The organism is Streptomyces sp. B6B3 (genome assembly GCF_039871525.1).
Classification (GTDB): domain Bacteria; phylum Actinomycetota; class Actinomycetes; order Streptomycetales; family Streptomycetaceae; genus Streptomyces.
Genome location: NZ_JBDPLU010000018.1, coordinates 152,684 through 177,649 on the forward strand (window position 1 = coordinate 152,684; position 24,966 = coordinate 177,649).

A 24,966-nucleotide genomic window follows, 5' to 3' on the forward strand; every position below is an offset into this window, starting at 1 on the left:
TCGCGTCTGTCGGTGTCTGCTCGGTGTCTCCGCGGGGGCGCCGGGGGAGCTCAGCGCATGGGGTACGGCTGCGGGCCCATCCCCGGAGCGCCCGGGGCGCCAGGGGCGGTCGGCCCGGTGCGGCCCAGCAGGTAGCCGGTGAAGATCGCGGCGGCCGGGGCCAGGGGCAGGAAGAGCCAGGTGAGGCCGTGCGCGGACTCGGTCCAGCTCTCCCAGCAGTCGGAGAAGTCCTCGAAGAAGTACTCGAACGCGCTCTTCGCCCCGTCCGTGGAGTCGGAGACCAGCACGGCGGTGGCGAACGTCTCGCCCAGCAGCATGGTGATCGCCGCCAGCCCGCCGGCGACCCAGTAGGCCCACACCTGCCCCGGCGCGAGCTTCGCCGCGGGGAGGCCGACCAGCGCGCCGATCAGGGCCGCCAGCCAGGTGAGCTGGGCGATCTCGATCTCGGCGTCGCCGCTCTCCATCGCGTCCTGCATCTGGCCCTCGACGTCGGCGACCATCCCGGTCAGGAAGCCGTAGAGGACCATCAGCACGAGCATGGCGACGAAGCCCAGGGCTATGCCGAGGCCGGGGTTGCCGTTCCTGACGGGCGGCGGCGGCATCGGCATGCCCATGCCGGGCTGCTGCGGGTATCCGTAGCCGGGCTGCTGGGACTGCTGGGGGTAGCCGTAACCGGGTTGCTGTGGCTGCTGCGGCTGCTGGGGGTAGCCGTAGCCGGGCTGGCCCGGCTGGCCGCCCTGCGGTCCGGGTGGGGGCGGGGGTGGGCCGCCACCCGGCGACTGGGGCTGCCCGTAGGCGGGCATCGCCGCCTGGGTCGGCTGCTGCCATGGCTGTTGCTGGCTCATCATTCCCCCTGGGATAGCGACGGGGTCGCTGTCGGCGTCGCGCGCATCGTCAGTACACCACCGCGCAGAGCAGGGTCGACTCGCCGTCGATGAGCCACCACCAGTACTCGGTGGTGTCGCCCTGGACCCGGGAGCACTCGTTGCCGGTGACGTTCGCGGGGGCCGAGTAGACGCCGGTGACGTTGAACAACTTGCTGTAGGGATCCGGCAGGTTGGACGCCTCGCAGTCGAACCAGCTCATCAGGTTGGCGCTGTTGTCGTCCATCCCGAGGAAGCACTGGCCGACGGCGAACTGGCGGGTGACGCAGAGGGCCACGGTCTCGGAGGTGCCCGTGTAGGAGAGGTAGGAACGGCCCGAGTCCACGGGGCAGTCGCTGGTCGAGCCCGAGGTCTGCGAGACGTAGACGCCCGCGTTGTCCGCGCCGCAGCCGGTGACCTCGGGATAGTCACTGGCCCAGTCGTAGTCGTTGATCATCCAGTTGCCCAGGCAGTCGCCCGACTGGACCGCCAGGTACTCGTCGAGCATCGGGTCGGTCGGCGTGGGGTCCGGGGTGGGCGTCGGGGTCGGCGTCACGCCGCCGCTGCCGCCCGAGTCGCCGCCGCTGCCCCCGAGTTCGCCACCGCCGCCGGTGTCACCGCCCGTGTCGCCGCCGCTGCCGCCGGAGGCGCCGAGGTCGGAACCCTCCAGGTCGCCGAGGTCCGTGGGCAACGTGGGCGCGGGCCCGGCCATCGCTCCGTCGTCCCGGGTGTCGGCGCCGGTGGCCTTCGCGATCCCGAACGACAGGACCACCACGGCCACGACGACCACGGCCACGATGCCGATCCGCCGACTGTCGTTGGCGCCCTGGCCGGGTCCCGGCGGACCCGGCGTCGGTCCCGCGCCCGGCCAACCCTGCATGCTGCTCATCGTTCCCCCGAGACGTACGGTTGCCGTGCGATTGTCAGGTGATTGCCGACGATTGTCGTGCTCCAGCCAGGCTAGCAACTCCCCCCTCGACCGGCGCCGCTGCGGTTGGCTCCACAACCGTCTGTTCCCGAACCCGGAAGTAGCCGGGACGTTCGTTGCGACGCGGCCCGCGCGGGCGCGAGCTCATTCGCCGGTCGCGACCAACCCCGACTCGTAGGCGAGGATCACGAGTTGCACCCGGTCCCTGGCGTCGAGCTTGGCCAGCAGCCGGGTCAGGTAGGTCTTCGCGGTGGCGACGGTGATGCAGAGCCGGTCGGCGATCTCGGCGTTGGACAGGCCACGGCCCACCAGGGTCAGCACCTCGCGCTCCCGGCCCGTGATGCCGGTGAGCTCCCGGACCGGCCGGGCCGCGGGGCGGCCGGCGAACTCCCTGATCAGTCGCCGGGTCACGCTCGGCGCGATCAGACCGTCCCCGGCCGCGACGACCCGGACGGCCGCCAGGATGTCGTCCAGCGCCATGTCCTTGACCAGGAAACCGGCCGCGCCCGCCCGCAGCGCGCCGTAGACGTACTCGTCGTCGTCGAAGGTGGTGAGCACGACGACGTGCGTTCCGCTGGGTCCGGCGACGATCCGCCGAGTGGCCTCGATGCCGTCCAGATCCGGCATCCGGATGTCCATCACCACCACGTCGGGGCGGGCCTCCTCGACCACGCCGACCGCCTCGGCGCCGGTGCCCGCCTCGCCCACCACGGTCAGGTCGGGGGCGTCGGCGATGACCATCCGCAGCGCGGTGCGCACCAGCGGCTGGTCGTCGGCCAGAACGACGCGGACGGTCATCGGGCCCCCGACCCCTCGGCGGGGGCCTTGCCGGCCGAGGGCCCTTCGCCCGAGGACCCTTCGGCGGAGGGCTCTTCGGCGGAGGGCCGTGCGCCCGGGTTCTCGGTGGCAGGGGGTTCCGCGGCCGCGGCCCGCGCGGTCGGGAGCGCCTCCGCCGGCAGCGTCCCGGCCGGCACGGGCAGCCGGGCGGCGACGCGGAAGCCGCCGCCGGGGCGCGGCGCCGCGGCGAACTCCCCGCCCAGCAGGTCCACCCGCTCCCGCATCCCCAGCAACCCGAACCCGGGCCCGGGACCGTTGGCCTGTCCCCGGCCGGTGCCGCCGTTGCCGCGGTCGACCACCTCGACGGTCAGCTCCGCGTCCCGGCGGTCGATCGACACCCGGCAGGATCCGGTGCCCGCGTGCCGCACCACGTTCGTCACCGCCTCCTGGACGATCCGGTAGGCCGCCCGGTCGACCTCGGGCGGCAGCGGGCCGCGTTCCCCGCGCCACCGGACGTCGACGCGGACGCCGGCGGCCGTGGTGGTGGCGGCCAGCCGGTCCACGTCGTGCCCCAGGCCGAGCCCCGGGTCCAGCGGCGCCGCCTCCGCCGCCTGCCCCGGTTCGGGACGGCGGAGCGCGCCCAGCATCCGGCGGAGCCCGGACAGCGTCTCCCGGCCGGTGGCCTCGATGCTGCGCAACGCCTCGCGCGCGCCCGCCGGCTGGGTCTCGATGACCCGGCCGGCCGCCCCGGCCTGGAGCGCGATGACCCCGATGCTGTGCGCCACCATGTCGTGCAGCTCGCGGGCGATCCGCAGCCGCTCCGCCGTGACGGCCCGCGCGGCGGCCTGGGCCCGGGTCTGCTCGGCCTGGTCGCGGGCCTGGCGGGTGGAGTGGCCGAGCAGCCAGGCGATGACGGTGGTCAGCGCCACCGCCAGCTCGGCCGAGGTGCCCACGGTCCAGCCCGCCACGAGCCGGTAGGCCAGGTAGCCGACGAGCACGGCGAGCGCCATGACGACGCCGACGATTCCGGTCCGTCGCGGCCCGTTGGCGGCGACGAAGTACAGCGCCACCTCGACGGCCAGGAACTGCGGCAGCGGGATCTCCGCGACGCTCAGCATCGTCGACGCCAGGGCCGAGCCGGCGAGCAGCAGGCCCAGCGCCCTCAACGGCCGGCGCGGCAGCAGGCGGCAGCCGGCGAACGTCAGCGCGGTGGCGACCGCCAGCATCAGCAGGCCGTCCCACCGGTAGTACAGCTCCCCGGCGATCACGTCGGGCTCGTCCTGGCCCGGCAGGGTGACCCGGGCCAGGAACGTGAACACCGTGCCCGCGACCCAGGCCAGGGCCACCCAGACGCCCGGCGGCACCCGCTTGAGCGAGGGTGGGGACGATTCGTCACGCATGCCGCCGATCGTAGGCACGGCCGGCCGCCCCCGGCATCGGACCAGGGGTGTACAGCCACGGTCGACAGCGGCGCGGCGCGGCTGGTGTCCCGGGCATCGGACCAGCATCGGACCAGGGGTGTACAGCCACGGTCGACAGTGCCACCGGGGGATTGTCAGCGAAGGGCCGATGACGCCCGGGGGTGGCCGGCGGCACCGTCGGTGGGGTGATCGAAGTGAACGCACTCACCAAGCGCTACGGCGGAACCACCGCCGTCGACGACCTGACCTTCACCGTGCGCCCGGGCCGGGTCACCGGCTTCCTCGGACCGAACGGTGCCGGCAAGAGCACCACGCTGCGGCTGATCCTGGGCCTGCACGAGCCCACCAGCGGCAGCGTCACCGTGGCCGGACACCGCTTCCGCGACCGCCCGCGGGGCCTGCGGCACGTCGGCGCGCTGCTGGACGCCGGCGACGTGCACGGCGGGCGCGGCGCCGCGGCGCACCTGGCGATGCTCGCCAGGAGCAACCGGATCCCGCGCCGCCGGGTGGCCGAGGTGCTGGACGAGGTGGGGCTGACGGGCGCGGCGCGCCGCCGCATCAGCGGGTTCTCGCTCGGGATGCGGCAACGCCTCGGCATCGCCGCCGCGCTGCTCGGCGACCCGCCGGTGCTGCTGTTCGACGAGCCGCTGAACGGCCTCGACCCGGAGGGCGTGCGCTGGGTCCGCGGCCTGTTCCGCCGGCTCGCCGGCGAGGGTCGCACCGTCTTCGTCTCCAGCCACCTGATGTCCGAGATGGAGCACACCGCGGACCATCTCGTGGTGGTCGGCCGGGGCCGGCTGATCGCCGCCGAGAGCCTGCCGGAGTTCGCCGCCCGCGGCTCCCGGCTGAGCGTGACGGTGCGCACCCCCGAGCCGGAGGCGCTGGCGCCCCTGCTGACCACCGCGGGCGGCGCGGTGCGCCGCGACGACGCGGGCCGGCTCTCGGTGACCGGCCTGCCCGCCGAGGTGATCAGCGAGCTCGCGCTGGAACACCGCATCCCCCTGCACGAGCTGACCACCCGCACCGCGTCCCTGGAGGAGGCCTTCATGAGGATCACCGCGAGCAGCGTCGAGTTCCCGACGGGGGAGACCCGATGACGACCCCGCCCACGACCCCGCCCACGACGACGCCCTTCACGACGCACCGGCCGGCCCCGCCCGCCGGCACCGGCGACGAACCCCGCGCCCGGCAGCGCGACCTGATCGCCGCCGAGTGGCTCAAGCTGTGGTCGCTGCGCTCGACCGGCTGGACCCTCGCGGCCAGCGCGCTGGCCGTCATCGCCGTCAGCGTGGTGACCGCCTACGACCAGTACCAGGCCTGGCCCCGCTACGCCGCCGCGGACCGCGCGGCGTTCGTCCGCGACGAGATGGCGCTGCAGCACGCCTTCACCGCCAACGCCGCGCTCCTGCTGCTGCTCACGGTCAGCGCCGTCGGCGCCCTCACCGTGGTCGGCGAGTACGGCTCGGGGCTGATCCGGACGACGTTCGCGGCCGTCCCGGCCCGGCGCTCGCTGCTGGCGGCCAAGATGACCGTCGTGGCGGCGGTCACCACGGTGTTCGGCGCGCTGGTGGCCCTGGTGTCGTTCGTGCTGACCCAGGCCCTGCTCGACCAGCGGGGCGCAGCCATCCCGATCGGCGACCCGGACGCGCTGCGCCTCCTCGTCGCGTCCGCGCTGCTGGCCCCGCTGGCCGCGCTGGTGGGGATGGCGCTCGGCGCCGTCCTGCGTCACACGGCGACCACCCTGGTGGTCACGTTCCTGGTCTTCCTGCTGCTGCCGCTGGTGTTCGACGAGGACCGTCACTGGGGGGCGGTCCTCCACCATTCCCTGCTCTTCTCCGCGTGGAACCGGCTGACCCAGATCGACGCGGACCAGGCCGCCTACCCGTGGACGATCACCGGAGCGTGGACCGTCTACGCCGTCTGGGGCCTGGTCGCCGCCGTCCTGGTCGTGGCCACGGTGCACCGCCGGGACCAGTGAACCCGCCGCCCGCCCCGGCCACGCGGCCCATACCGGCCGTACGCCCCCGGACGCCCGAGCACGAGGGGAGGTCGTTATCCTCGATCGCGCACGGATAAATTCGTAATTAAAGTCAGGGGCATCCTCCATGAGCGGACCGCGACGCTTCGCCGACCGCGTGGCCATCGTGACCGGCGGCGCCGCGGGCATCGGCGCCGCCACCGCCCGCCGCCTCGCCGACGAGGGCGCGGCCGTCGTCGTCACCGACCTCGCCGAGGCGGCGGGGGAGGCGGTGTGCGCGGAGATCCGGCAAGGCGGCGGCCGGGCGGCGTTCGCACGCGCCGACGTCGCCGACGAGGCCGACTGGGCGGACGTCATGGCGACGGCGCACGCCTTCGGCCCGGTGGACGTGCTGGTCTCCAACGCCCACGCCGTCGACGTCGTCCCGCTGCACGAGACCAGCCTCGCCTCCTGGGAGCACCAGCTCCGCGTCAACCTCGGGGGCGCGTTCCTCGGGGTCCGCGCCACCCTCGACGACCTCCGCGCCCGTCGCGGCGCCGTGGTGATCATCTCCTCCGTGCACGCGGAGATGGGCCTGCCAGGGCGCCCCGCGTACGCCGCGACCAAGGGCGGACAGGTCTCCCTCAGCAACCAGCTCGCCGTCGAGTACGGACCCGAGGTGCGGGTCAACGCGGTGCTGCCGGGCCCGATCCTCACCCAGGCCTGGGACGGGATACCGGCCGCCGACCGGGAGCGCAGCGCCGACTCCACGGCGGCCCGGCGCCTGGGCCGCCCGGAGGAGGTCGCCGCCGTCGTCGCCTTCCTCGCCTCGGACGACGCCTCGTACGTCACCGGCGCGAGCCTGCGCGTGGACGGCGGCTGGTCCGTCGTCAAGGACTCAGCGTGACGCCGTACGCGCGTCGCGGGGTTCACGGCCAGACCGTCGAGGCCATCGCGCGCCGGGTGCTCAGCGGAGAGCTCGCGGGGGGCGCCACCCTGGACCTCGTCGCGCTCCAGGCGGAGCTCGGCGTCAGCCTCACCGCGCTGCGCGAGTCGCTCAAGGTGCTGGCCGCCAAGGGCATGGTCGACGCCCGGCAGAAGCGCGGCACGTTCGTCCGCGACCGTTCCGACTGGAACCTCCTCGACGCGGACGTCCTGCGCTGGCAGTTCGACTCGGGCGCCGGCACCGAAACCGGCGACGGCCTGCTCCGGGACCTCGGCGAGGTGCGCGGCATCGTCGAGCCCGCCGCCGCCCGGCTGGCCGCCGAACGCCGCGACGCCGCCGACCTGGCCGCCCTCGACGCCGCGCTGGCCGCCATGAGCGGGGGCGGCGGGCCCGCCGACGCGGTCGCCGCCGACCTCGCCTTCCACCGCGCCCTGCTGGGCGCCGCCCACAACGAGCTGCTGACCCGGATGGAGATCGTCCTGGAGTCCGGACTCGCCCGGCGCGACCAACTGGTGCACAGCACCGAACACCCCGGCGACCCGGTGCCGAGCCACCGGGCGGTGCGCGACGCGATCCACGACCGGGACCCGGACGCCGCCGAGGCGGCCATGCGCGCGCTGCTGGACCAGGCGCTGCTCGACCTCGACGAGGCCCGACGCGCCCCCACCCACCCGACCACCGACGGGGCGACCGTCGGGGAACCAGCGCAGAAGGGAACCACGGCGTGAAGATCACCCGTGTCGAGACGTTTCAGGTGCCGCCGCGCTGGCTGTTCTGCCGCGTCGAGACCGACGAGGGCATCGCCGGCTGGGGCGAACCCGTGGTCGAGGGCCGAGCCGAGGTGGTCAGGGCCGCCGTCGAGGTGCTCGCCGAGTACCTCGTCGGACAGGACCCGCTGCGCGTCGAGGACCACTGGCAGGTGCTCACCAAGGGCGGCTTCTACCGCGGCGGCCCGGTGCTCTCCAGCGCCGTCGCCGGCCTCGACCAGGCACTCTGGGACATCGCGGGGCAGGCGTACGGCGCGCCCGTGCACGCCCTGCTCGGCGGCCCGGTGCGGGACCGGGCCCGGGTCTACGCCTGGGTCGGCGGCGACGATCCCGACCAACTCGCGGACGAGGTGACCGCCCAGGTCGAGGCCGGGTTCACCGCCGTCAAGATGAACGCGACCGGCCGCGTCTCGCCGCACCCCACCCCCGGCGAGATCGACGGCGTCGTCAGCCGGCTGGCCACCGCACGGGAGGTGCTGGGCCCGCACCGGGACGTGGCGATCGACTGCCACGGCCGGCTCGGCCCGGCCGGCGCCCGCCGCCTGCTGCCCGCCCTCGCCCCGCTGCACCCGCTGTTCGTCGAGGAACCGGTGCTGCCCGAACACACACACCTGCTGCCGGCGGTGGTCGCCGCCAGCCCGGTGCCGATCGCCACCGGCGAGCGGCTCTACGGCCGCGCCGACTTCCTGCCCGCGCTGCAGGCCGGCATCGCCGTCGCGCAGCCCGACCTCTCGCACGCCGGCGGCATCTCCGAGGTGCGCCGCATCGCCGCGCTCGCCGAGACCTTCGGCGCCCATCTCGCCCCGCACTGCCCGCTCGGGCCGATCGCCCTCGCCGCCAGCCTCCAGGTCGTCTTCGCCACGCCGAACTTCCTGATCCAGGAGCAGAGCCTCGGCATCCACTACAACCGGGAGGCCGACCTGCTGTCCTACGTGCTCGACCCCGAGCCGTTCCGATTCCAGGACGGACACGCCGTGCGCAACGACCGCCCGGGCCTCGGCGTCTCCGTGGACGAGGCGGCCGTCCGCGCCGCCGACCGGAGCGGCCACGCCTGGCGCAACCCGGTGTGGCGTCACCCCGACGGCTCCTTCGCCGAATGGTGAACGGGTCCCTTCCCGGTCCGGCAGCCGCACGTTCCCACGCACCGGGCAACGCGACACCCGGGCTCGTCGCCCACACGGCCCCACCCCACGGCGGGCGCCGCACCCCGTCGCGCGCCCTGCCCACCGACGACGACACCTGTCCCCGCGCCCGGCCCCGGCAGAGGCCCGGGCACCGGCGGGTGCCTTCCCTGCGCGGCCTGCCCGGCCACGGCGACACCTGTCCCCGTACCTGTCCCCGGCAGAGGCCCGGGCACCGGCGGGTGCCTTCCCTGCGCGGCCTGCCCGGCCACGGCGACACCTGTCCCCGCGCCCGGCCCCGGCAGAGGCCCGGGCACCGGCGGGTGCCCTCCCTGCGTGGCCTGCCCGGCCACGGCGGCGCCCGGGTCGGCGCCTGGGCCTGGCAGGGCACCGTCCTCGACAGAATCCCCACCGTCCACTGTCCAGACCGCACCCTCACCCGCGAGGTCCGGACGCCCGGTGACCCGGCCGGCAAGGCCGGCCGCGAGGTCCGTTGGCGCCGCCTTACGATCACCACCTCCCGTCCGCCCGCATCCCAGGAAGGCTGAGCCATGCCAGACCTGCTCGACCTGCTGCGCACCCGTCGGCTGGTCGCCGTCGTGCGCGGCGCCGACCCCGAGGCGTCCCTGCGCACCGTCCTCACCCTCGTCGAGGCGGGTGTCGAACTGGTCGAGGTGTCGCTGAGCGGCCGGGACGCCCTGGAGGTGATCACCCGGGCCCGGGCGGAGCTGGGCCCGAACGCCCCGCTCGGCGCCGGCACCGTGCTGACCGCCGACCAGGCTCGCGCCGCGCAGCGCGCCGGGGCCGACTTCGTCGTCACCCCGGGACTCGGCGAGGGCGTGGTCGAGGCGCACGCCATCGGCCTGCCCACGCTCGTCGGCGCCCTCACGCCGAGCGAGATCATCGCCGCCGTCAGGTCGGGCGCCTCGGCCGTCAAGATCTTCCCGGCCGCCGCCGTCGGCGGCCCCGACTACCTGCGCGCGCTCCGCGGCCCGTTCCCCGACCTGCCGCTCGTGCCGGTGGGCGGCGTGGACGCGGACGCCGCCCGGCGCTACCTCGCCGACGGCGCCACCGCCGTCGGAGTCGGCTCGCCCCTGGTCGGCGACGCCGCCGACGGAGGCGACCAGGCCGCGCTCCGCGACCGCGCCCAGACCTACCTGGAGCTCGTCGGGGGAGGCACACCGTGACCGGTGCGGGCGCGCCCGAGGTCGTGGTCTGCGGCGAGACCATGGAGCTGCTGCTGGCCGAGCCCGGGGTGCCGCTGGCCCAGGCCACCACCTTCCGCCGCTCGATCGCCGGCGCCGAGAGCAACGTCGCCGCCGGCCTGGCCCGGCTCGGGCACGCCGTCCGCTGGCTCGGCCGGGTCGGCGACGACCCCTCGGGCCGTTTCGTGCTCTCCCGGCTCCGCGCCGACGCCCTCGACGTCTCGCACGCCGTCGTCGACCCCGCGGCCCCCACCGGGCTGCTGCTGCGCGACTGCCACGCCGCCCGCCCCGTGGACGTGCAGTACCACCGCGCCGGCTCCGCGGCCTCCCGGCTGCGCCCCGAGGAGTTCGGCGCCGAGCAGCTGGCCGGCGCGCGGCTGCTGCACCTGACCGGCATCACCCCGATGCTCTCCGACACGGCCAGGGCCGCCACCGACCGGCTGCTGACGCTGGCCGCGGAACAGGGCGTGACGATCTCCCTGGACCCGAACGTGCGGCTCAAGCTCGGCGACCGGGAGCGCTGGCGCGAGGTCGTCGGGCCGCTGCTGGAGCGGGCCGACATCGTCCTCGCCGGCGCCGACGAACTGGACCTGCTGGCCCCGGCCACCCCGGCCGCGGCGCAGACCGTCGTGGTCAAGCACCCCGACAAGTCGGCCAGCTGCCACACCACGGGAGCCACCGCGGGAGCCACCGCGACGCAGCCGGCCTTCGCCGTGCCGGTCGCCGACCCGGTCGGCGCCGGCGACGCCTTCGCCGCCGGCTTCCTCTCCGGCTGGTTGCGCGGGATCGCGCCCGCGCGGGCGCTGGCCGAGGCCGCCGCCGTGGCCGCCCTGGTGGTGCAGTGCCCGACCGACACCGACGGACTGCCCGACCGGGCCGGCCTGGAACGCGCCCTGGCCACCCTCGCCGACGGCGCCGAGGCCGTGCACCGCTGAGGCGCGCCGCCGTGCGGCACACCACTCCCGGGCCGCGGGCTCGGTCGGAGCGGACGCCCGTTGTCCCGGACGGCCGCGCGCCGTGGCCGGTCGACCCGCTCGACGTTCGGCTGGCCGGATTTGGGCGGAGCCCGACGCACCCGCTACCGTGGGGCGGTATGCCTCCATCCGGCTGACGCGCGCCGACCGCCAGGTCACCGCGAGGGCCGCGGGGCTCACCATCCTCTTCGAAGTAAGGACCCGGGGACTCATGCCTCCCAAGAAGAAGGTCGCAGGGCTGATCAAGCTCCAGATCCAGGCGGGTGCCGCCAACCCGGCGCCGCCCGTCGGCCCGGCGCTCGGCCAGCACGGCGTCAACATCATGGAGTTCTGCAAGGCGTACAACGCGGCGACCGAGTCGCAGCGCGGCTGGGTCATCCCGGTGGAGATCACGGTCTACGAGGACCGTTCGTTCACCTTCATCACCAAGACCCCGCCGGCCGCCAAGATGATCCTGAAGGCCGCGGGCGTGGAGAAGGGCTCGGGCGAGCCGCACACGAAGAAGGTCGCGAAGATCACCCGCGCCCAGGTGCGCGAGATCGCCACCACCAAGATGCCCGACCTGAACGCGAACGACCTCGACGCCGCCGAGAAGATCATCGCCGGCACCGCCCGCTCCATGGGCGTCACCGTCGAGGGCTGACCGCACCCAGGTCACCCCGCACCACCCCCGTGGCAGGGCCACGCGCTGGCCCGCACCACGACTCCGACTTCCCATTCGCAGGAGCAGCAGTGAAGCGCAGCAAGAACCTCCGCAGCGCGGACGCCAAGTTCGACCGGACCAGCGTCTACGCGCCCCTCGAGGCGGTCCGCCTCGCCAAGGACACCTCGTCCGCCAAGTTCGACGCGACCGTCGAGGTCGCCATGCGCCTGGGCGTCGACCCGCGCAAGGCCGACCAGATGGTCCGCGGCACGGTGAACCTGCCGCACGGCACCGGCAAGACCGCCCGGGTCCTGGTCTTCGCCACCGGTGACCGTGCCGCCGCCGCCGAGGCCGCGGGCGCCGACATCGTCGGCTCGGACGAGCTGATCCAGGAGGTCGCCGACGGCCGCCTGGACTTCGACGCCGTGGTGGCCACGCCCGACCTGATGGGCAAGGTCGGCCGGCTCGGCCGGGTGCTCGGCCCGCGCGGCCTGATGCCGAACCCGAAGACCGGCACCGTCACCCCAGACGTCGCCAAGGCCGTCACCGACATCAAGGGCGGCAAGATCGAGTTCCGCGTGGACAAGCACTCCAACCTGCACTTCGTGATCGGCAAGGTCTCCTTCGGCGAGCAGCAGCTCGTGGAGAACTACGCCGCCGCGCTGGAGGAGGTGCTCCGGCTGAAGCCGTCCGCGGCCAAGGGCCGGTACCTGAAGAAGGCCATCATCACCACCACCATGGGTCCCGGCATCCCGGTCGACACCAACCGCACCCGCGACCTGATGGAGGAGGAGGCCGCGGCCTGACCGCGACCCCCGGCTCACGCCTCGCCTGTCCCCGTTCTGTCACAGAGCGGGGGCAGGCGTTTTTGGAGCATAAGCGGCACGTTACCGTGACGTTGTCCGCGAACATCCCAACTCTGTTCGACAGACTTCCGTTCGGGGGGATCATGCGTCCCACAGCCAGGATCCTGCCGGCGGCCGTCGCGACGGCCGCCCTGCTCGCCGCCACGGCCGCCTGCGCCGGTTCCGCGGGGTCTCGCGACCCGGCGGCGGACCCCGCGGGCTCGCAGGCCGGCTCCGGGGCCGACTCGGCGTCCCCGGCCGCGGCCGAGGCGGTCAGGGCCGCCGCCGAGAGCACCGAGGAGATCACCTCGGCCGACTTCGACGCCGTGGTCAGCTCCCCGGACGCGGCGGGCGGCGAGGTCACCATGACCGGCTCGCTGTCCTGGGCGGACGAGCTCGCCATGGACGTGACCCTGGACGGTGAGGCGACGGCGCCCGGCGTGCCCGACGAGGTCTCCGCGGTCTGGCTCGACGGCGTGATGTACCTGGAGATGGGTGAGGACTTCGGGGCCGGGTTCGACGGCCGCGAATGGCTGCGGATGGACCTGGCGAACATCGCGCGGGAGACCGGCGACGAGTCGCTCGTGGACGTCATGTCCTTCGGCCTGGAACGGGCCGACCAGGACCCCCGCGAGCAGCTCGACCTGCTGCTCGGGTCCCCCGATCTGGAGCGGATCGGCGAGGAGACCCTGGACGGGGCCACGGTCGAGCACTACCGCGGCACGATAGCCCCCGAGGACGCCCCGTCCGGCACCGAGGAGTACCTGATCGACGTGTGGGTCGACGAGGACGACTTCCCGGTGCGGATCCACCAGTCGTACGAGACCGACGAGGGGCCCGTCGAGTCCGAGGTGACCTATCGCAACCTCGGCAGCGAGGTCGCCGTCGAGCCGCCGCCGGAGGACTCGGTCATCGACTTCATGGACCTGCTCGGCGCGATGGAGTCCGGTTTCTAGGCTCCTCCCGACGCCCTTCCGCCGCCCCGCCGAGGCCCCTCCCTGGCCCCGCCGGCGCCCCGATTTGCCTGCGGGGAAGCGGTTCCCGTACGCTCCCGGTGAAGCCAGAGACCGCTGGTCGTCGCCGTGGCCCTTCTCGGAGCCGTGGCGACCGAAGGATCCGCCGCTCGCGGGCGACCTGCGCAGGTGACAAGGAAGACGTGGACCCTCGGGTCCGTCCGCCCTGTGCGCCCGCGCCAGGGCGTTTGTCGTGTTCGGCTCCTTCCGTGCGGTCCGCACGCACCGGAAACCCCCGGAACCGGAAGGAGGGCACGAGGTATGGCGAGTCCCGACAAGATCGCGGCCGTCGCGGAGATCAAGGAGAAGTTCGAGGCCTCCTCCGCCGCGCTCGTCACCGCGTACACCGGTCTCACCGTGGCGCAGATGAAGGACCTGCGTCGTTCGCTCGGTGAGAACGCCCATTACCGTGTGGCGAAGAACACGCTGACCAAGATCGCCGCCAACGAGACCGGCTACACCGCGCTGGACCCGTTCCTCACGGGCTCCACGGCCGTGGCCTTCGTGACCGGCGACCCGGTCGAGGCGGCGAAGGGCCTGCGCAACTTCGCCAAGGACAACCCCGCCCTGGTCATCAAGGGCGGCGTCCTGGACGGCAAGGCGCTGACCGCCGAGGAGATCGAGAAGCTCGCGGATCTGGAGCCCCGCGAGGTGCTGCTGGCCAAGCTGGCCGGCGGCATGAAGGCGTCCATGGCCAAGGCCGCGGCGACCTTCCAGGCTCCGCTCAGCCAGTTCGCCCGCACCGCGGACGCGCTGCGCCAGAAGGTCGAGCAGCAGGGTGGCGCGGAGGCCGCGCCGGCCGACGCCGAATAGCGCGCCCGCGCCCTGACGCTCCGCCCCAGACCAGATCACACCCCAGACGCACGCACCAAGTGGAAGGACCGCCACCATGGCGAAGCTGAGCCAGGACGACCTGCTCGCGCAGTTCGACGAGATGACCCTGATCGAGCTCTCCGACTTCGTGAAGAAGTTCGAGGAGAGGTTCGACGTCAAGGCCGCGGCGCCCGCCGCCGTGGCGATGCCGGCCCAGGGTAGTGGCGCCGCCGCCGCCGAGGCCGAGGAGGAGAAGGACGAGTTCGACGTCGTCCTGACCGGCGCCGGTGACAAGAAGATCCAGGTCATCAAGGTCGTGCGCGAGCTGACCTCGCTGGGTCTGAAGGAGGCCAAGGAGCTGGTCGACAACACCCCGAAGCCGGTCCTGGAGAAGGTCAACAAGGAGGCCGCCGACCAGGCCAAGGAGAAGCTCGAGGGCGTCGGCGCCGGCGTCGAGGTCAAGTGACCCGCTGACCGGCCCAGGCGGATCGGCCCAGGTCGATCGGCACGAGCTGACCAGCGCGAGCCCGCCGCTCAGCGCGGCCTGAGGGGGCGATCACCCAGTCGGGTGGTCGCCCCCCACTGGGTGGTGACCGTCTGACCCGGCGGTGCCGCGGGCGGGTATGGTGAACCACGGCCGCCACTCCCCGGGACGGGTGGTGAAGAGGCCGGGGCCTTGACGAATCGCCGCGAGGCGCGCGATTCTCAGGTCCGTCGCAGATCGATTCATGAACCGAGGCATGGATTCGCGACGATGCGGGAAGTGATGCGGCAGACGGGCCCGCGTCCGGTTTCGAGGCGACCGGGAGCGGACCGCACGAACACCGAGGGTGGCTCCTCGATGCTTGATAGCGGCATTGGACATCAGTGGGTCTTGTGGCTACACTGACCCTTTGCGCTGCCTATTAGCTGTCCCCTGCCCGTCACCAGGGGGGCCGGTACGCGCGCAGAGAGTCCGAGCCCTCGGAAGGACCCCCTCTTGGCCGCCTCGCGCAACGCCTCGAATACCAGCATCAACAACGGCACCAGCACCGCACCCCTGCGTGTCTCCTTCGCGAAGATCAAAGAGCCCCTTGAGGTCCCGAACCTCCTAGCGCTGCAAACTGAGAGCTTTGACTGGCTGCTCGGCAACGACGCCTGGAAGGCCCGTGTCGAGGCAGCGCTGGAGAGCGGACAAGACGTACCCACGAAGTCCGGCTTGGAGGAGATCTTCGAGGAGATCTCCCCGATCGAGGACTTCTCCGGCTCCATGTCGCTGACCTTCCGCGACCACCGCTTCGAGCCGCCGAAGAACTCGATCGACGAGTGCAAGGAGCGTGACTTCACCTACGCCGCTCCGCTCTTCGTCACCGCCGAGTTCACCAACAACGAGACCGGTGAGATCAAGTCCCAGACCGTCTTCATGGGCGACTTCCCGCTCATGACGGACAAGGGCACCTTCGTGATCAACGGCACCGAGCGTGTCGTGGTCTCCCAGCTGGTCCGTTCGCCGGGCGTCTACTTCGACAGCACCATCGACAAGACGTCCGACAAGGACCTCTTCTCCGCCAAGATCATCCCGTCCCGGGGTGCCTGGCTGGAGATGGAGATCGACAAGCGCGACATGGTCGGCGTGCGCATCGACCGTAAGCGCAAGCAGTCCGTGACCGTGCTGCTCAAGGCGCTGGGCTGGACCTCCGACCAGATCCTCGAGGAGTTCGGGGAGTACGAGTCGATGCGGGCCACCCTGGAGAAGGACCACACCCAGGGCCAGGACGACGCGCTGCTCGACATCTACCGCAAGCTGCGCCCCGGCGAGCCGCCGACCCGCGAGGCCGCGCAGACCCTGCTGGAGAACCTGTACTTCAACCCCAAGCGGTACGACCTGGCCAAGGTCGGCCGTTACAAGATCAACAAGAAGCTGGGCGGGGCCGAGCCGCTGGACGCCGGCGTGCTCACGGTCGAGGACATCGTCGCCACCATCAAGTACCTGGTGAAGCTGCACGCGGGCGAGACCGAGACGCCCGTCGCCGGCGGTCGCACCATCGTCGTCGAGACCGACGACATCGACCACTTCGGCAACCGCCGCCTGCGCAACGTCGGCGAGCTCATCCAGAACCAGGTCCGCACGGGTCTGGCCAGGATGGAGCGCGTCGTCAGGGAGCGGATGACGACCCAGGACGTCGAGGCGATCACGCCGCAGACCCTGATCAACATCCGTCCGGTGGTCGCGTCCATCAAGGAGTTCTTCGGCACCAGCCAGCTCTCCCAGTTCATGGACCAGACGAACCCGATCTCCGGGCTCACCCACAAGCGCCGCCTGAACGCGCTGGGCCCCGGCGGCCTCAGCCGGGAGCGGGCCGGCCTCGAAGTGCGTGACGTGCACCCGTCGCACTACGGCCGGATGTGTCCGATCGAGACTCCCGAGGGTCCGAACATCGGCCTCATCGGCTCGCTCGCCGCCTTCGGCCGGCTGAACGCGTTCGGCTTCGTGGAGACCCCGTACCGCAAGGTGACCGACGGCGTCGTCACGGACGAGGTGCACTACCTCACCGCCGACGAGGAGGACCGGTACGTCATCGCGCAGGCCAACGCCAAGCTGACCCCGGACTACCACTTCGCCGAGGGCCGGGTGCTGGTCCGCCGCCGTGGCGGTGAGATCGACTACGTGGCCGGCTCCGAGGTGGACTACATGGACGTCTCGCCGCGCCAGATGGTGTCGGTGGCGACCGCCATGATCCCGTTCCTGGAGCACGACGACGCGAACCGCGCGCTCATGGGCTCCAACATGATGCGCCAGGCCGTGCCGCTGATCCAGGCCGAGTCCCCGCTGGTGGGCACGGGCATGGAGTACCGCTCCGCGGTGGACGCGGGAGACGTGATCAAGGCCGACCAGGACGGCGTCATCACCGACGTGTCGGCCGACTACATCTCCATGCAGAACGCCGACGGCACCCACGTGACGTACCGGCTGGCCAAGTTCCACCGCTCCAACCAGGGCACCTCGTACAACCAGAAGGTGCTGGTCGAGGAGGGCGAGCAGGTGGTGGCCGGGCAGGTCATCGCCGACGGCCCCTCCACCCAGCGCGGCGAGATGGCGCTCGGCAAGAACCTGCTGGTCGCCTTCATGCCCTGGGAGGGCTACAACTACGAGGACGCGATCATCCTCTCCCAGCGTCTCGTCCAGGACGACGTCCTCTCCTCGATCCACATCGAGGAGCACGAGGTCGACGCCCGGGACACCAAGCTGGGCCCGGAGGAGATCACCCGCGACATCCCGAACGTCTCCGAGGAGGTCCTCGCCGACCTCGACGACCGCGGCATCATCCGGATCGGCGCCGAGGTCGAGGCCGGCGACATCCTGGTGGGCAAGGTCACCCCGAAGGGCGAGACCGAGCTGACCCCCGAGGAGCGGCTGCTGCGCGCGATCTTCGGCGAGAAGGCCAGGGAGGTCCGCGACACCTCGCTGAAGGTGCCGCACGGCGAGACCGGCAAGGTCATCGGCGTCCGGGTCTTCGACCGCGAGGAGGGCGACGAGCTGCCGCCCGGCGTGAACCAGCTGGTCCGCGTCTACGTGGCGCAGAAGCGCAAGATCACCGACGGCGACAAGCTCGCCGGCCGGCACGGCAACAAGGGCGTCATCTCCAAGATCCTGCCCGTGGAGGACATGCCGTTCATGGAGGACGGCACCCCGGTGGACATCATCCTGAATCCGCTGGGCGTCCCCTCCCGGATGAACCCGGGGCAGGTCCTGGAGATCCACCTGGGCTGGCTCGCCTCCCAGGGCTGGAAGGTCGAGGGCCTGGACGCGGAGTGGAAGGAGCGGCTGGCGGCCATCGGCGCGGACGACGTCGCGGCCGGCACCAACGTCGCCACCCCGGTGTTCGACGGCGCCCGGGAGGACGAGCTCACCGGCCTCTTCGAGTCCACCATCCCGAACCGTGACGGCGAGCGGATGGTGATGCCGTCCGGCAAGGCGCGGATGTTCGACGGGCGCTCCGGCGAACCGTTCCCCGACCCGATCTCCGTCGGGTACATGTACATCCTGAAGCTCCACCACCTGGTCGACGACAAGCTGCACGCCCGCTCGACCGGCCCGTACTCCATGATCACCCAGCAGCCGCTCGGCGGTAAGGCCCAGTTCGGTGGCCAGCGCTTCGGCGAGATGGAGGTCTGGGCGCTGGAGGCGTACGGCGCGGCCTACGCGCTGCAGGAGCTGCTGACCATCAAGTCCGACGACGTCACCGGCCGCGTGAAGGTCTACGAGGCCATCGTCAAGGGCGAGAACATCCCGGAGCCCGGCATTCCGGAGTCCTTCAAGGTGCTCATCAAGGAAATGCAGTCGCTCTGCCTCAACGTGGAGGTGCTGTCCAGTGACGGCATGTCCATCGAGATGCGTGACACCGACGAGGACGTCTTCCGCGCGGCGGAGGAGCTCGGAATCGACCTGTCCCGGCGCGAGCCGAGCAGCGTCGAAGAGGTCTGACGGGTCTGGCCGGGGACGGGTTTCCACCGTCCCCGGCATAGTCCCCGGACCCCGATCAGACCATCGATTGACACGACCCTGAGAGGGATTGACGAGAGTGCTCGACGTCAACTTCTTCGACGAACTGCGGATTGGCCTGGCCACGGCGGACGACATCCGTCAGTGGTCCCACGGCGAGGTCAAGAAGCCGGAGACCATCAACTACCGCACGCTCAAGCCCGAGAAGGACGGACTCTTCTGCGAGAAGATCTTCGGGCCCACCCGGGACTGGGAGTGCTACTGCGGCAAGTACAAGCGCGTCCGCTTCAAGGGCATCATCTGTGAGCGCTGCGGCGTCGAGGTGACCCGCGCCAAGGTGCGTCGCGAGCGGATGGGCCACATCGAGCTCGCCGCGCCGGTGACCCACATCTGGTACTTCAAGGGCGTCCCGTCCCGGCTGGGGTACCTGCTCGACCTGGCGCCCAAGGACCTGGAGAAGGTCATCTACTTCGCCGCGTACATGATCACGTACGTGGACGAGGAGCGTCGCACCCGCGACCTGCCGTCGCTGGAGGCCCACATCTCCGTGGAGCGCCAGCAGGTCGAGCAGCGCCGCGACGCCGACCTGGAGGCCCGCGCCAAGAAGCAGGAGGCCGACCTGGCCGAGCTGGAGGCCGAGGGCGCGAAGGCCGACGTCCGCCGCAAGGTGCGCGAGGGCGCCGAGCGGGAGATGAAGCAGCTCCGCGACCGGGCCCAGCGCGAGCTGGACCGCCTGGAAGAGGTCTGGACCCGCTTCAAGAACCTCAAGGTGCAGGACCTGGAGGGCGACGAGCTGCTCTACCGCGAGCTGCGCGACCGCTTCGGGACGTACTTCGACGGTTCGATGGGCGCCGCCGCGCTCCAGAAGCGTCTGGAGAACTTCGACCTGGACGAGGAGGCCGCCCGGCTGCGGGAGATCATCCGCACCGGCAAGGGCCAGAAGAAGACCCGTGCCCTGAAGCGGCTCAAGGTGGTCTCCGCGTTCCTGCAGACCTCCAACAGCCCGCGCGGCATGGTCCTCGACTGCGTCCCGGTGATCCCGCCGGACCTGCGCCCGATGGTGCAGCTGGACGGTGGCCGGTTCGCCACCTCCGACCTGAACGACCTGTACCGCCGCGTCATCAACCGGAACAACCGCCTGAAGCGACTGCTCGACCTCGGCGCCCCCGAGATCATCGTGAACAACGAGAAGCGGATGCTCCAGGAGGCCGTGGACGCGCTGTTCGACAACGGCCGCCGGGGTCGCCCGGTGACCGGTCCGGGCAACCGGCCGCTGAAGTCGCTGTCCGACATGCTCAAGGGCAAGCAGGGCCGCTTCCGGCAGAACCTGCTGGGCAAGCGCGTCGACTACTCGGCCCGTTCGGTGATCGTCGTCGGCCCGCAGCTGAAGCTGCACCAGTGCGGCCTGCCCAAGGCCATGGCGCTGGAGCTGTTCAAGCCGTTCGTGATGAAGCGCCTGGTGGACCTGAACCACGCGCAGAACATCAAGTCGGCCAAGCGCATGGTCGAGCGGCAGCGCACCGTGGTGTACGACGTCCTCGAAGAGGTCATCGCCGAGCACCCGGTGCTGCTCAACCGCGCGCCGACGCTGCACCGACTGGGCATCCAGGCGTTCGAGCCGCAGCTGGTCGAGGGCAAGGCCATCCAGATCCACCCGCTCGTCTGCACCGCGTTCAACGCGGACTTCGACGGCGACCAGATGGCCGTGCACCTGCCGCTCTCCGCGGAGGCGCAGGCCGAGGCCCGCATCCTGATGCTGTCCTCGAACAACATCCTGAAGCCGGCCGACGGCCGGCCGGTCACCATGCCCACCCAGGACATGGTGCTCGGGCTGTTCTTCCTGACCACCGACGAGGAGGAGCGGGAGGTGATCGGCGAGGGCCGGTCGTTCTCCTCCACGGCCGAGGCGATCATGGCCTTCGACGCGGGCGAGCTGTCGCTCCAGGCGAAGGTCGACATCCGCTTCCCCGTGGGCTCCATCCCGCCCCGTGGCTGGACCCCGCCGGAGCCCGTCGAGGGCGAGGCGGAGTACCAGCCGGGTGACAGCTTCCGGATGCGCACCACGCTGGGCCGGGCGCTGTTCAACGAGCTGCTCCCGGAGGACTACCCGTTCGTCGACCAGTCGGTCGGCAAGCGGCAGCTCTCGCAGATCGTCAACGACCTGGCCGAGCGGTACCCGAAGGTGATCGTCGCCGCCACGCTGGACAACCTCAAGTCGGCCGGTTACTTCTGGGCCACCCGGTCCGGTGTGACCATCGCGGTCTCCGACATCGTGGTCCCCGACGCCAAGCGGCAGATCCTCGCCAACTACGAGGCGCAGGACGAGAAGGTCCAGAAGCAGTACGAGCGCGGCCTGATCACCAAGGACGAGCGGACGCAGGAGCTGATCGCGGTCTGGACCAAGGCGACCAACGAGGTCGCCGAGACCATGAACGACAACTTCCCGAAGACCAACCCGATCTTCATGATGGTGGACTCCGGGGCCCGCGGAAACATGATGCAGATGCGTCAGATCGCGGGTATGCGCGGCCTGGTCTCGAACGCGAAGAACGAGACCATCCCGCGGCCGATCAAGGCGTCGTTCCGTGAGGGCCTGTCCGTGCTGGAGTACTTCATCTCCACGCACGGCGCCCGCAAGGGTCTGGCCGACACCGCGCTGCGGACCGCCGACTCCGGGTACCTCACCCGGCGTCTGGTGGACGTCTCCCAGGACGTGATCATCCGCGAGGAGGACTGCGGCACCGACCGCGGCCTGAAGCTGGTGATCGCCGCCCGGGGCGCCGACGGTGTGCTGCGGAAGGCGGAGGACGTCGAGTCCAGCGTCTACGCCCGCTGCCTCGCCGAGGACATCGTCGTCGACGGCAAGGTGCTGGCCCCGGCCGGCACCGACCTGGGCGACGTGCTCATCGACGAGCTGGTCGGCCACGGCGTGGAGACCGTCAAGACCCGCTCGGTGCTCACCTGCGAGTCCGCGGTCGGCACGTGCGCCATGTGCTACGGGCGTTCGCTGGCCACCGGCAAGCTGGTGGACATCGGCGAGGCGGTCGGCATCATCGCGGCCCAGTCCATCGGTGAGCCCGGCACCCAGCTGACCATGCGCACGTTCCACACCGGCGGCGTCGCCGGTGAGGACATCACGCAGGGTCTGCCGCGTGTGGTTGAGCTCTTCGAGGCCCGTACCCCGAAGGGCGTCGCGCCGATCTCCGAATCGGCAGGCCGGGTGCGGATCGAGGAGACCGAGAAGACCAAGAAGGTCGTGGTCACCCCGGACGACGGCTCCGACGAGACCTCCTACCCGGTCTCCAAGCGGTCCCGGCTGCTGGTGGGCGAGGGCGACCACGTCACCGTCGGCCAGCCGCTGACGGTCGGCGCGGCCAACCCGCACGACGTGCTGCGGATCCTCGGCCAGCGGGCGGTGCAGGTCTACCTGGTGGGCGAGGTCCAGAAGGTCTACAACTCCCAGGGTGTGGCCATCCACGACAAGCACATCGAGATCATCGTCCGGCAGATGCTGCGCCGGGTGACGATCATCGAGTCCGGCGACGCGGAACTGCTGCCGGGCGAGCTGGTGGAGCGCTCGAAGTTCGAGAGCGAGAACCGCCGCGTCGTGGCGGAGGGCGGTCACCCGGCCTCCGGCCGGCCGCAGCTGATGGGCATCACCAAGGCGTCGCTGGCCACCGAGTCGTGGCTGTCGGCGGCGTCCTTCCAGGAGACGACCCGGGTGCTCACCGACGCGGCGATCAACGCCAAGTCGGACTCCCTGATCGGCCTCAAGGAGAACGTGATCATCGGCAAGCTCATCCCGGCCGGCACGGGCCTGTCCCGCTACCGGAACATCCGGGTCGAGCCCACCGAGGAGGCGAAGGCCGCGATGTACTCGACCGTCGGCTACGACGACATCGACTACTCGCCCTTCGGCACGGGCTCCGGCCAGGCGGTTCCCCTGGAGGACTACGACTACGGCCCCTACCAGGGCTGAGTCGCGGTCCCGTCCGTTCCATCCGCTGGGCGGTCTCTCCTTCGGGAGGGCCGCCCAGCGGCATCTCCGGGTGCCAGCGGAGTTCAGCGCACGTCGGTGCCCAACTCCTCCGGGGCCCGGTCGCTGTCCAGGAACGCGGCCATCCGGTCCTCCCGCATCGCCGCCCACAGCGGCTCCGCCGCCGCCTCGTCGAGCCGCACGATCGACTGCCCCTCGACGTAGTCCGTGCCGGCCACCGGCGCGTTCATGAAGTGCACCCCGGACGCACCCATCCCGCCCAGGTCCCAGGCCAGCCCGCGCAGCTCGCCGTTCCCGAGCTGGTCGTCCACGCTGATCACGTCGTCCACCGTGTCGAGCAGCCCGGTCAGCCGGCCCGGGTTGGTGAGCGTGCCGGCGCTGAGCGTCTGGCGCATCAGGGCCCGCAGGAACGCCTGCTGCCGCCGGGTCCGGTCGAAGTCGCCGCCGGGCAGGGACGTGCGCTCCCGCACGTACTCGAGCGCCTGCTCGCCGTTCATGTGCTGGCCGGCCAGGTCCACGCCGCCGACCGCGTCGGTCAGCGCCCGGAACCCGGTCCAGTCCATGAGCGCCACATGGTCGACCCGGATCTCCGTGAGGTCCTGCACCGTCTCGACCATCAGCGCCGGACCGCCCCAGGAGTACGCCGCGTTCAGCTTCGCGTCGCCGTGTCCCGGCACCGGCACCCAGGTGTCGCGGGGGAGCGAGACCAGCGACGCGGTCTCCCGGTCGCCGGAGATCTGCAGCAGCATCATGGTGTCGCTGCGCGCCGCTCCCGCCTCCCAGTCCCCGCCGGAGGCGGCGGTGTCGTCGGCGTCGAGCCCGACCAGCAGGAAGACCAGGGCGTCGCCCTCGGCGCGCGGCGGCTGTTCGTTCTCGGGCATCGAGGGCAGCGCGTCGGGGATGCGCGGGATGGCGTCGAGCGCCTGGTCGGTGCGCCAGTACAGCCATCCGCCGGCGGCCAGCAGCAGCACCAGCAGTCCGGCGAACGAACCCAGCACGACGCGCGGCCAGCGGCGTCGTCGGCGACGGGGAGTGGGCGCGTCGGTGTCGGCCGGGGGTTCGTCCGCTTCGCTACTCATCGGCCCATTCTGCGCGCAGGTGTGCGATCCGGTGGCCGTTTTGACCGGAGCCCGTGCGCTGGGTACGCTCTGACCTTGTGCCTGGGGTGTCCCCTGCGCTCTTTCAGCGTCGGACCGGGACTCCGGGATCTGCATCTTTCACCGGATCGCGCGAGATCTTCGCGGTTCGGGAGCCTTGCAGTCGCCGACACACCCGACCGCGTGGGTCGGGGAGTGTCCCAGGTTAGTCTTACCGAGATCGGCACAGAGAAACCGGAGAAACGGTGCCAACGATCCAGCAGCTGGTCCGCAAGGGCCGGCAGGACAAGGTCGAGAAGAACAAGACGCCCGCGCTCGAGGGATCTCCCCAGCGCCGTGGCGTCTGCACGCGTGTGTTCACCACCACGCCGAAGAAGCCGAACTCCGCGCTGCGCAAGGTCGCGCGTGTGCGGCTGAGCAACGGGATCGAGGTCACCGCCTACATCCCTGGAGAGAACCACAACCTCCAGGAGCACTCCATCGTGCTGGTGCGTGGCGGCCGTGTGAAGGATCTGCCGGGCGTCCGGTACAAGATCATCCGTGGCTCCCTCGACACCCAGGGCGTCAAGAACCGCAAGCAGGCCCGCAGCCGCTACGGCGCCAAGAAGGAGAAGTAAGCATGCCTCGCAAGGGCCCTGCCCCGAAGCGCCCGGTGCACATCGACCCGGTGTACGGCTCTCCTCTGGTGACCTCGCTGATCAACAAGGTGCTGCTGCACGGCAAGCGCTCCACCGCCGAGCGCATCGTGTACGGCGCCATGGAGGGCCTGCGGGAGAAGACCGGCAACGACCCGGTGATCACGCTCAAGCGTGCGCTGGAGAACGTCAAGCCCACCCTTGAGGTGCGCTCCCGCCGCGTCGGTGGCGCCACCTACCAGGTGCCGGTCGAGGTCCGTCCCGGACGTTCCTCCACCCTCGCGCTGCGCTGGCTGGTGGGATACTCCCGCGCCCGCCGCGAGAAGACCATGACCGAGCGGCTGATGAACGAGCTGCTCGACGCCTCCAACGGGCTCGGTGCCTCCGTGAAGAAGCGCGAGGACACCCACAAGATGGCCGAGTCCAACAAGGCATTCGCGCACTACCGCTGGTAGTCGCTACCCCCTCGAGACCTGGGAAA

The 24,966-nt window shown here is 71.7% G+C and carries 21 protein-coding genes; 16 read left to right on the forward strand and 5 right to left on the reverse strand.

The features are described 5' to 3' along the window. Positions 1 to 50: 50 nt before the first annotated feature. From ABGB06_RS29810 to ABGB06_RS29825, 4 genes are all read right to left on the reverse strand, one after another. Positions 51 to 848, reverse strand: coding sequence for a hypothetical protein (locus tag ABGB06_RS29810; protein ID WP_347595085.1), 798 nt, complete (start codon positions 846 to 848; stop codon positions 51 to 53). Between the two features lie 46 nt (positions 849 to 894). Beyond that, entirely contained in the window at positions 895 to 1,752 is an 858-nt protein-coding gene (locus ABGB06_RS29815; RefSeq protein WP_347595088.1) for a hypothetical protein, read from the reverse strand. 183 nt (positions 1,753 to 1,935) lie between these two features. Next, a complete protein-coding gene (locus ABGB06_RS29820) occupies positions 1,936 to 2,589 on the reverse strand; it encodes a response regulator transcription factor (RefSeq protein WP_347595091.1) in 654 nt (217 codons plus the stop codon). Then, positions 2,586 to 3,968 carry a sensor histidine kinase gene (locus ABGB06_RS29825; RefSeq protein WP_347595094.1) on the reverse strand — a complete coding sequence of 461 codons (1,383 nt, stop codon included), beginning with the start codon at positions 3,966 to 3,968 and terminating at the stop codon, positions 2,586 to 2,588. The genes ABGB06_RS29820 and ABGB06_RS29825 overlap by 4 nt, the downstream gene beginning before the upstream one ends. A 206-nt stretch (positions 3,969 to 4,174) precedes the next feature. Here ABGB06_RS29825 and ABGB06_RS29830 point away from each other — a divergent pair, with 206 nt between their 5' ends. The 14 genes from ABGB06_RS29830 (at position 4,175) to ABGB06_RS29895 (ending at position 22,735) form a co-directional block, all read left to right on the forward strand. Then, complete coding sequence (locus ABGB06_RS29830) at positions 4,175 to 5,086, forward strand: ATP-binding cassette domain-containing protein (protein WP_347595097.1); 912 nt, start codon at positions 4,175 to 4,177, stop codon at positions 5,084 to 5,086. Next, positions 5,083 to 5,967 (forward strand): ABC transporter permease, encoded by an 885-nt coding sequence (locus ABGB06_RS29835; RefSeq protein WP_347595100.1) that lies wholly within the window; start codon positions 5,083 to 5,085, stop codon positions 5,965 to 5,967. Before ABGB06_RS29830 ends, ABGB06_RS29835 begins: the two co-directional genes overlap by 4 nt. A gap of 127 nt (positions 5,968 to 6,094) precedes the next feature. Next, complete coding sequence (locus ABGB06_RS29840) at positions 6,095 to 6,853, forward strand: SDR family NAD(P)-dependent oxidoreductase (RefSeq protein ID WP_347595103.1); 759 nt, start codon at positions 6,095 to 6,097, stop codon at positions 6,851 to 6,853. After that, positions 6,850 to 7,620 carry an FCD domain-containing protein gene (locus ABGB06_RS29845; protein ID WP_347595106.1) on the forward strand — a complete coding sequence of 257 codons (771 nt, stop codon included), beginning with the start codon at positions 6,850 to 6,852 and terminating at the stop codon, positions 7,618 to 7,620. Before ABGB06_RS29840 ends, ABGB06_RS29845 begins: the two co-directional genes overlap by 4 nt. After that, a complete protein-coding gene (gene dgoD, locus ABGB06_RS29850) occupies positions 7,617 to 8,762 on the forward strand; it encodes a galactonate dehydratase (RefSeq protein ID WP_347595109.1) in 1,146 nt (381 codons plus the stop codon). The genes ABGB06_RS29845 and dgoD overlap by 4 nt, the downstream gene beginning before the upstream one ends. Positions 8,763 to 9,331: 569 nt before the next feature. Next, positions 9,332 to 9,967 (forward strand): bifunctional 4-hydroxy-2-oxoglutarate aldolase/2-dehydro-3-deoxy-phosphogluconate aldolase, encoded by a 636-nt coding sequence (locus tag ABGB06_RS29855; RefSeq protein ID WP_347595112.1) that lies wholly within the window; start codon positions 9,332 to 9,334, stop codon positions 9,965 to 9,967. Then, complete coding sequence (locus ABGB06_RS29860) at positions 9,964 to 10,920, forward strand: sugar kinase (RefSeq protein ID WP_347595115.1); 957 nt, start codon at positions 9,964 to 9,966, stop codon at positions 10,918 to 10,920. Before ABGB06_RS29855 ends, ABGB06_RS29860 begins: the two co-directional genes overlap by 4 nt. Positions 10,921 to 11,170: 250 nt before the next feature. Next, complete coding sequence (gene rplK / locus ABGB06_RS29865) at positions 11,171 to 11,602, forward strand: 50S ribosomal protein L11 (RefSeq protein WP_347595118.1); 432 nt, start codon at positions 11,171 to 11,173, stop codon at positions 11,600 to 11,602. Positions 11,603 to 11,691: 89 nt separating this feature from the next. After that, positions 11,692 to 12,408, forward strand: a complete 717-nt coding sequence (rplA, locus tag ABGB06_RS29870) for a 50S ribosomal protein L1 (protein ID WP_347595121.1) — start codon at positions 11,692 to 11,694, stop codon at positions 12,406 to 12,408. A gap of 143 nt (positions 12,409 to 12,551) precedes the next feature. Beyond that, positions 12,552 to 13,403, forward strand: coding sequence for a hypothetical protein (locus ABGB06_RS29875; protein ID WP_347595124.1), 852 nt, complete (start codon positions 12,552 to 12,554; stop codon positions 13,401 to 13,403). A 318-nt stretch (positions 13,404 to 13,721) separates the two neighbouring features. Continuing rightward, on the forward strand, positions 13,722 to 14,273 hold the full coding sequence (gene rplJ, locus ABGB06_RS29880) for a 50S ribosomal protein L10 (protein WP_347595126.1): 552 nt from the start codon (positions 13,722 to 13,724) through the stop codon (positions 14,271 to 14,273). Positions 14,274 to 14,349: 76 nt separating this feature from the next. Next, positions 14,350 to 14,739, forward strand: a complete 390-nt coding sequence (gene rplL / locus ABGB06_RS29885) for a 50S ribosomal protein L7/L12 (protein ID WP_347595129.1) — start codon at positions 14,350 to 14,352, stop codon at positions 14,737 to 14,739. A gap of 513 nt (positions 14,740 to 15,252) precedes the next feature. Further along, entirely contained in the window at positions 15,253 to 18,738 is a 3,486-nt protein-coding gene (gene rpoB / locus ABGB06_RS29890; protein ID WP_347595132.1) for a DNA-directed RNA polymerase subunit beta, read from the forward strand. A gap of 97 nt (positions 18,739 to 18,835) precedes the next feature. After that, positions 18,836 to 22,735 (forward strand): DNA-directed RNA polymerase subunit beta', encoded by a 3,900-nt coding sequence (locus ABGB06_RS29895; RefSeq protein ID WP_347595135.1) that lies wholly within the window; start codon positions 18,836 to 18,838, stop codon positions 22,733 to 22,735. Positions 22,736 to 22,818: 83 nt separating this feature from the next. Here ABGB06_RS29895 and ABGB06_RS29900 read toward each other — a convergent pair whose 3' ends face one another. After that, entirely contained in the window at positions 22,819 to 23,832 is a 1,014-nt protein-coding gene (locus ABGB06_RS29900; RefSeq protein ID WP_347595138.1) for an LCP family protein, read from the reverse strand. 263 nt (positions 23,833 to 24,095) lie between these two features. On the opposite strand from ABGB06_RS29900, the gene rpsL reads away from it, so the two are divergent. Together rpsL and rpsG are read left to right on the forward strand one after the other, a co-directional pair. Further along, positions 24,096 to 24,467, forward strand: a complete 372-nt coding sequence (gene rpsL / locus ABGB06_RS29905) for a 30S ribosomal protein S12 (protein ID WP_049572471.1) — start codon at positions 24,096 to 24,098, stop codon at positions 24,465 to 24,467. 2 nt (positions 24,468 to 24,469) lie between these two features. Further along, positions 24,470 to 24,940 carry a 30S ribosomal protein S7 gene (gene rpsG / locus ABGB06_RS29910; protein WP_347595142.1) on the forward strand — a complete coding sequence of 157 codons (471 nt, stop codon included), beginning with the start codon at positions 24,470 to 24,472 and terminating at the stop codon, positions 24,938 to 24,940. Positions 24,941 to 24,966 lie beyond the last annotated feature (26 nt).

Coding starts and splice junctions, on each gene's coding strand:
- ABGB06_RS29840 (WP_347595103.1), top strand. CDS start 6,095: ATGAGCGGACCGCGACGCTTCGCCGACCGCGTGGCCATCGTGACCGGC.
- ABGB06_RS29810 (WP_347595085.1), bottom strand. CDS start 848: ATGATGAGCCAGCAACAGCCATGGCAGCAGCCGACCCAGGCGGCGATG.
- ABGB06_RS29815 (WP_347595088.1), bottom strand. CDS start 1,752: ATGAGCAGCATGCAGGGTTGGCCGGGCGCGGGACCGACGCCGGGTCCG.
- ABGB06_RS29820 (WP_347595091.1), bottom strand. CDS start 2,589: ATGACCGTCCGCGTCGTTCTGGCCGACGACCAGCCGCTGGTGCGCACC.
- ABGB06_RS29900 (WP_347595138.1), bottom strand. CDS start 23,832: ATGAGTAGCGAAGCGGACGAACCCCCGGCCGACACCGACGCGCCCACT.
- ABGB06_RS29825 (WP_347595094.1), bottom strand. CDS start 3,968: ATGCGTGACGAATCGTCCCCACCCTCGCTCAAGCGGGTGCCGCCGGGC.
- ABGB06_RS29835 (WP_347595100.1), top strand. CDS start 5,083: ATGACGACCCCGCCCACGACCCCGCCCACGACGACGCCCTTCACGACG.
- rplJ (WP_347595126.1), top strand. CDS start 13,722: ATGGCGAGTCCCGACAAGATCGCGGCCGTCGCGGAGATCAAGGAGAAG.
- rpsG (WP_347595142.1), top strand. CDS start 24,470: ATGCCTCGCAAGGGCCCTGCCCCGAAGCGCCCGGTGCACATCGACCCG.
- ABGB06_RS29855 (WP_347595112.1), top strand. CDS start 9,332: ATGCCAGACCTGCTCGACCTGCTGCGCACCCGTCGGCTGGTCGCCGTC.
- ABGB06_RS29875 (WP_347595124.1), top strand. CDS start 12,552: ATGCGTCCCACAGCCAGGATCCTGCCGGCGGCCGTCGCGACGGCCGCC.
- rplK (WP_347595118.1), top strand. CDS start 11,171: ATGCCTCCCAAGAAGAAGGTCGCAGGGCTGATCAAGCTCCAGATCCAG.
- rplL (WP_347595129.1), top strand. CDS start 14,350: ATGGCGAAGCTGAGCCAGGACGACCTGCTCGCGCAGTTCGACGAGATG.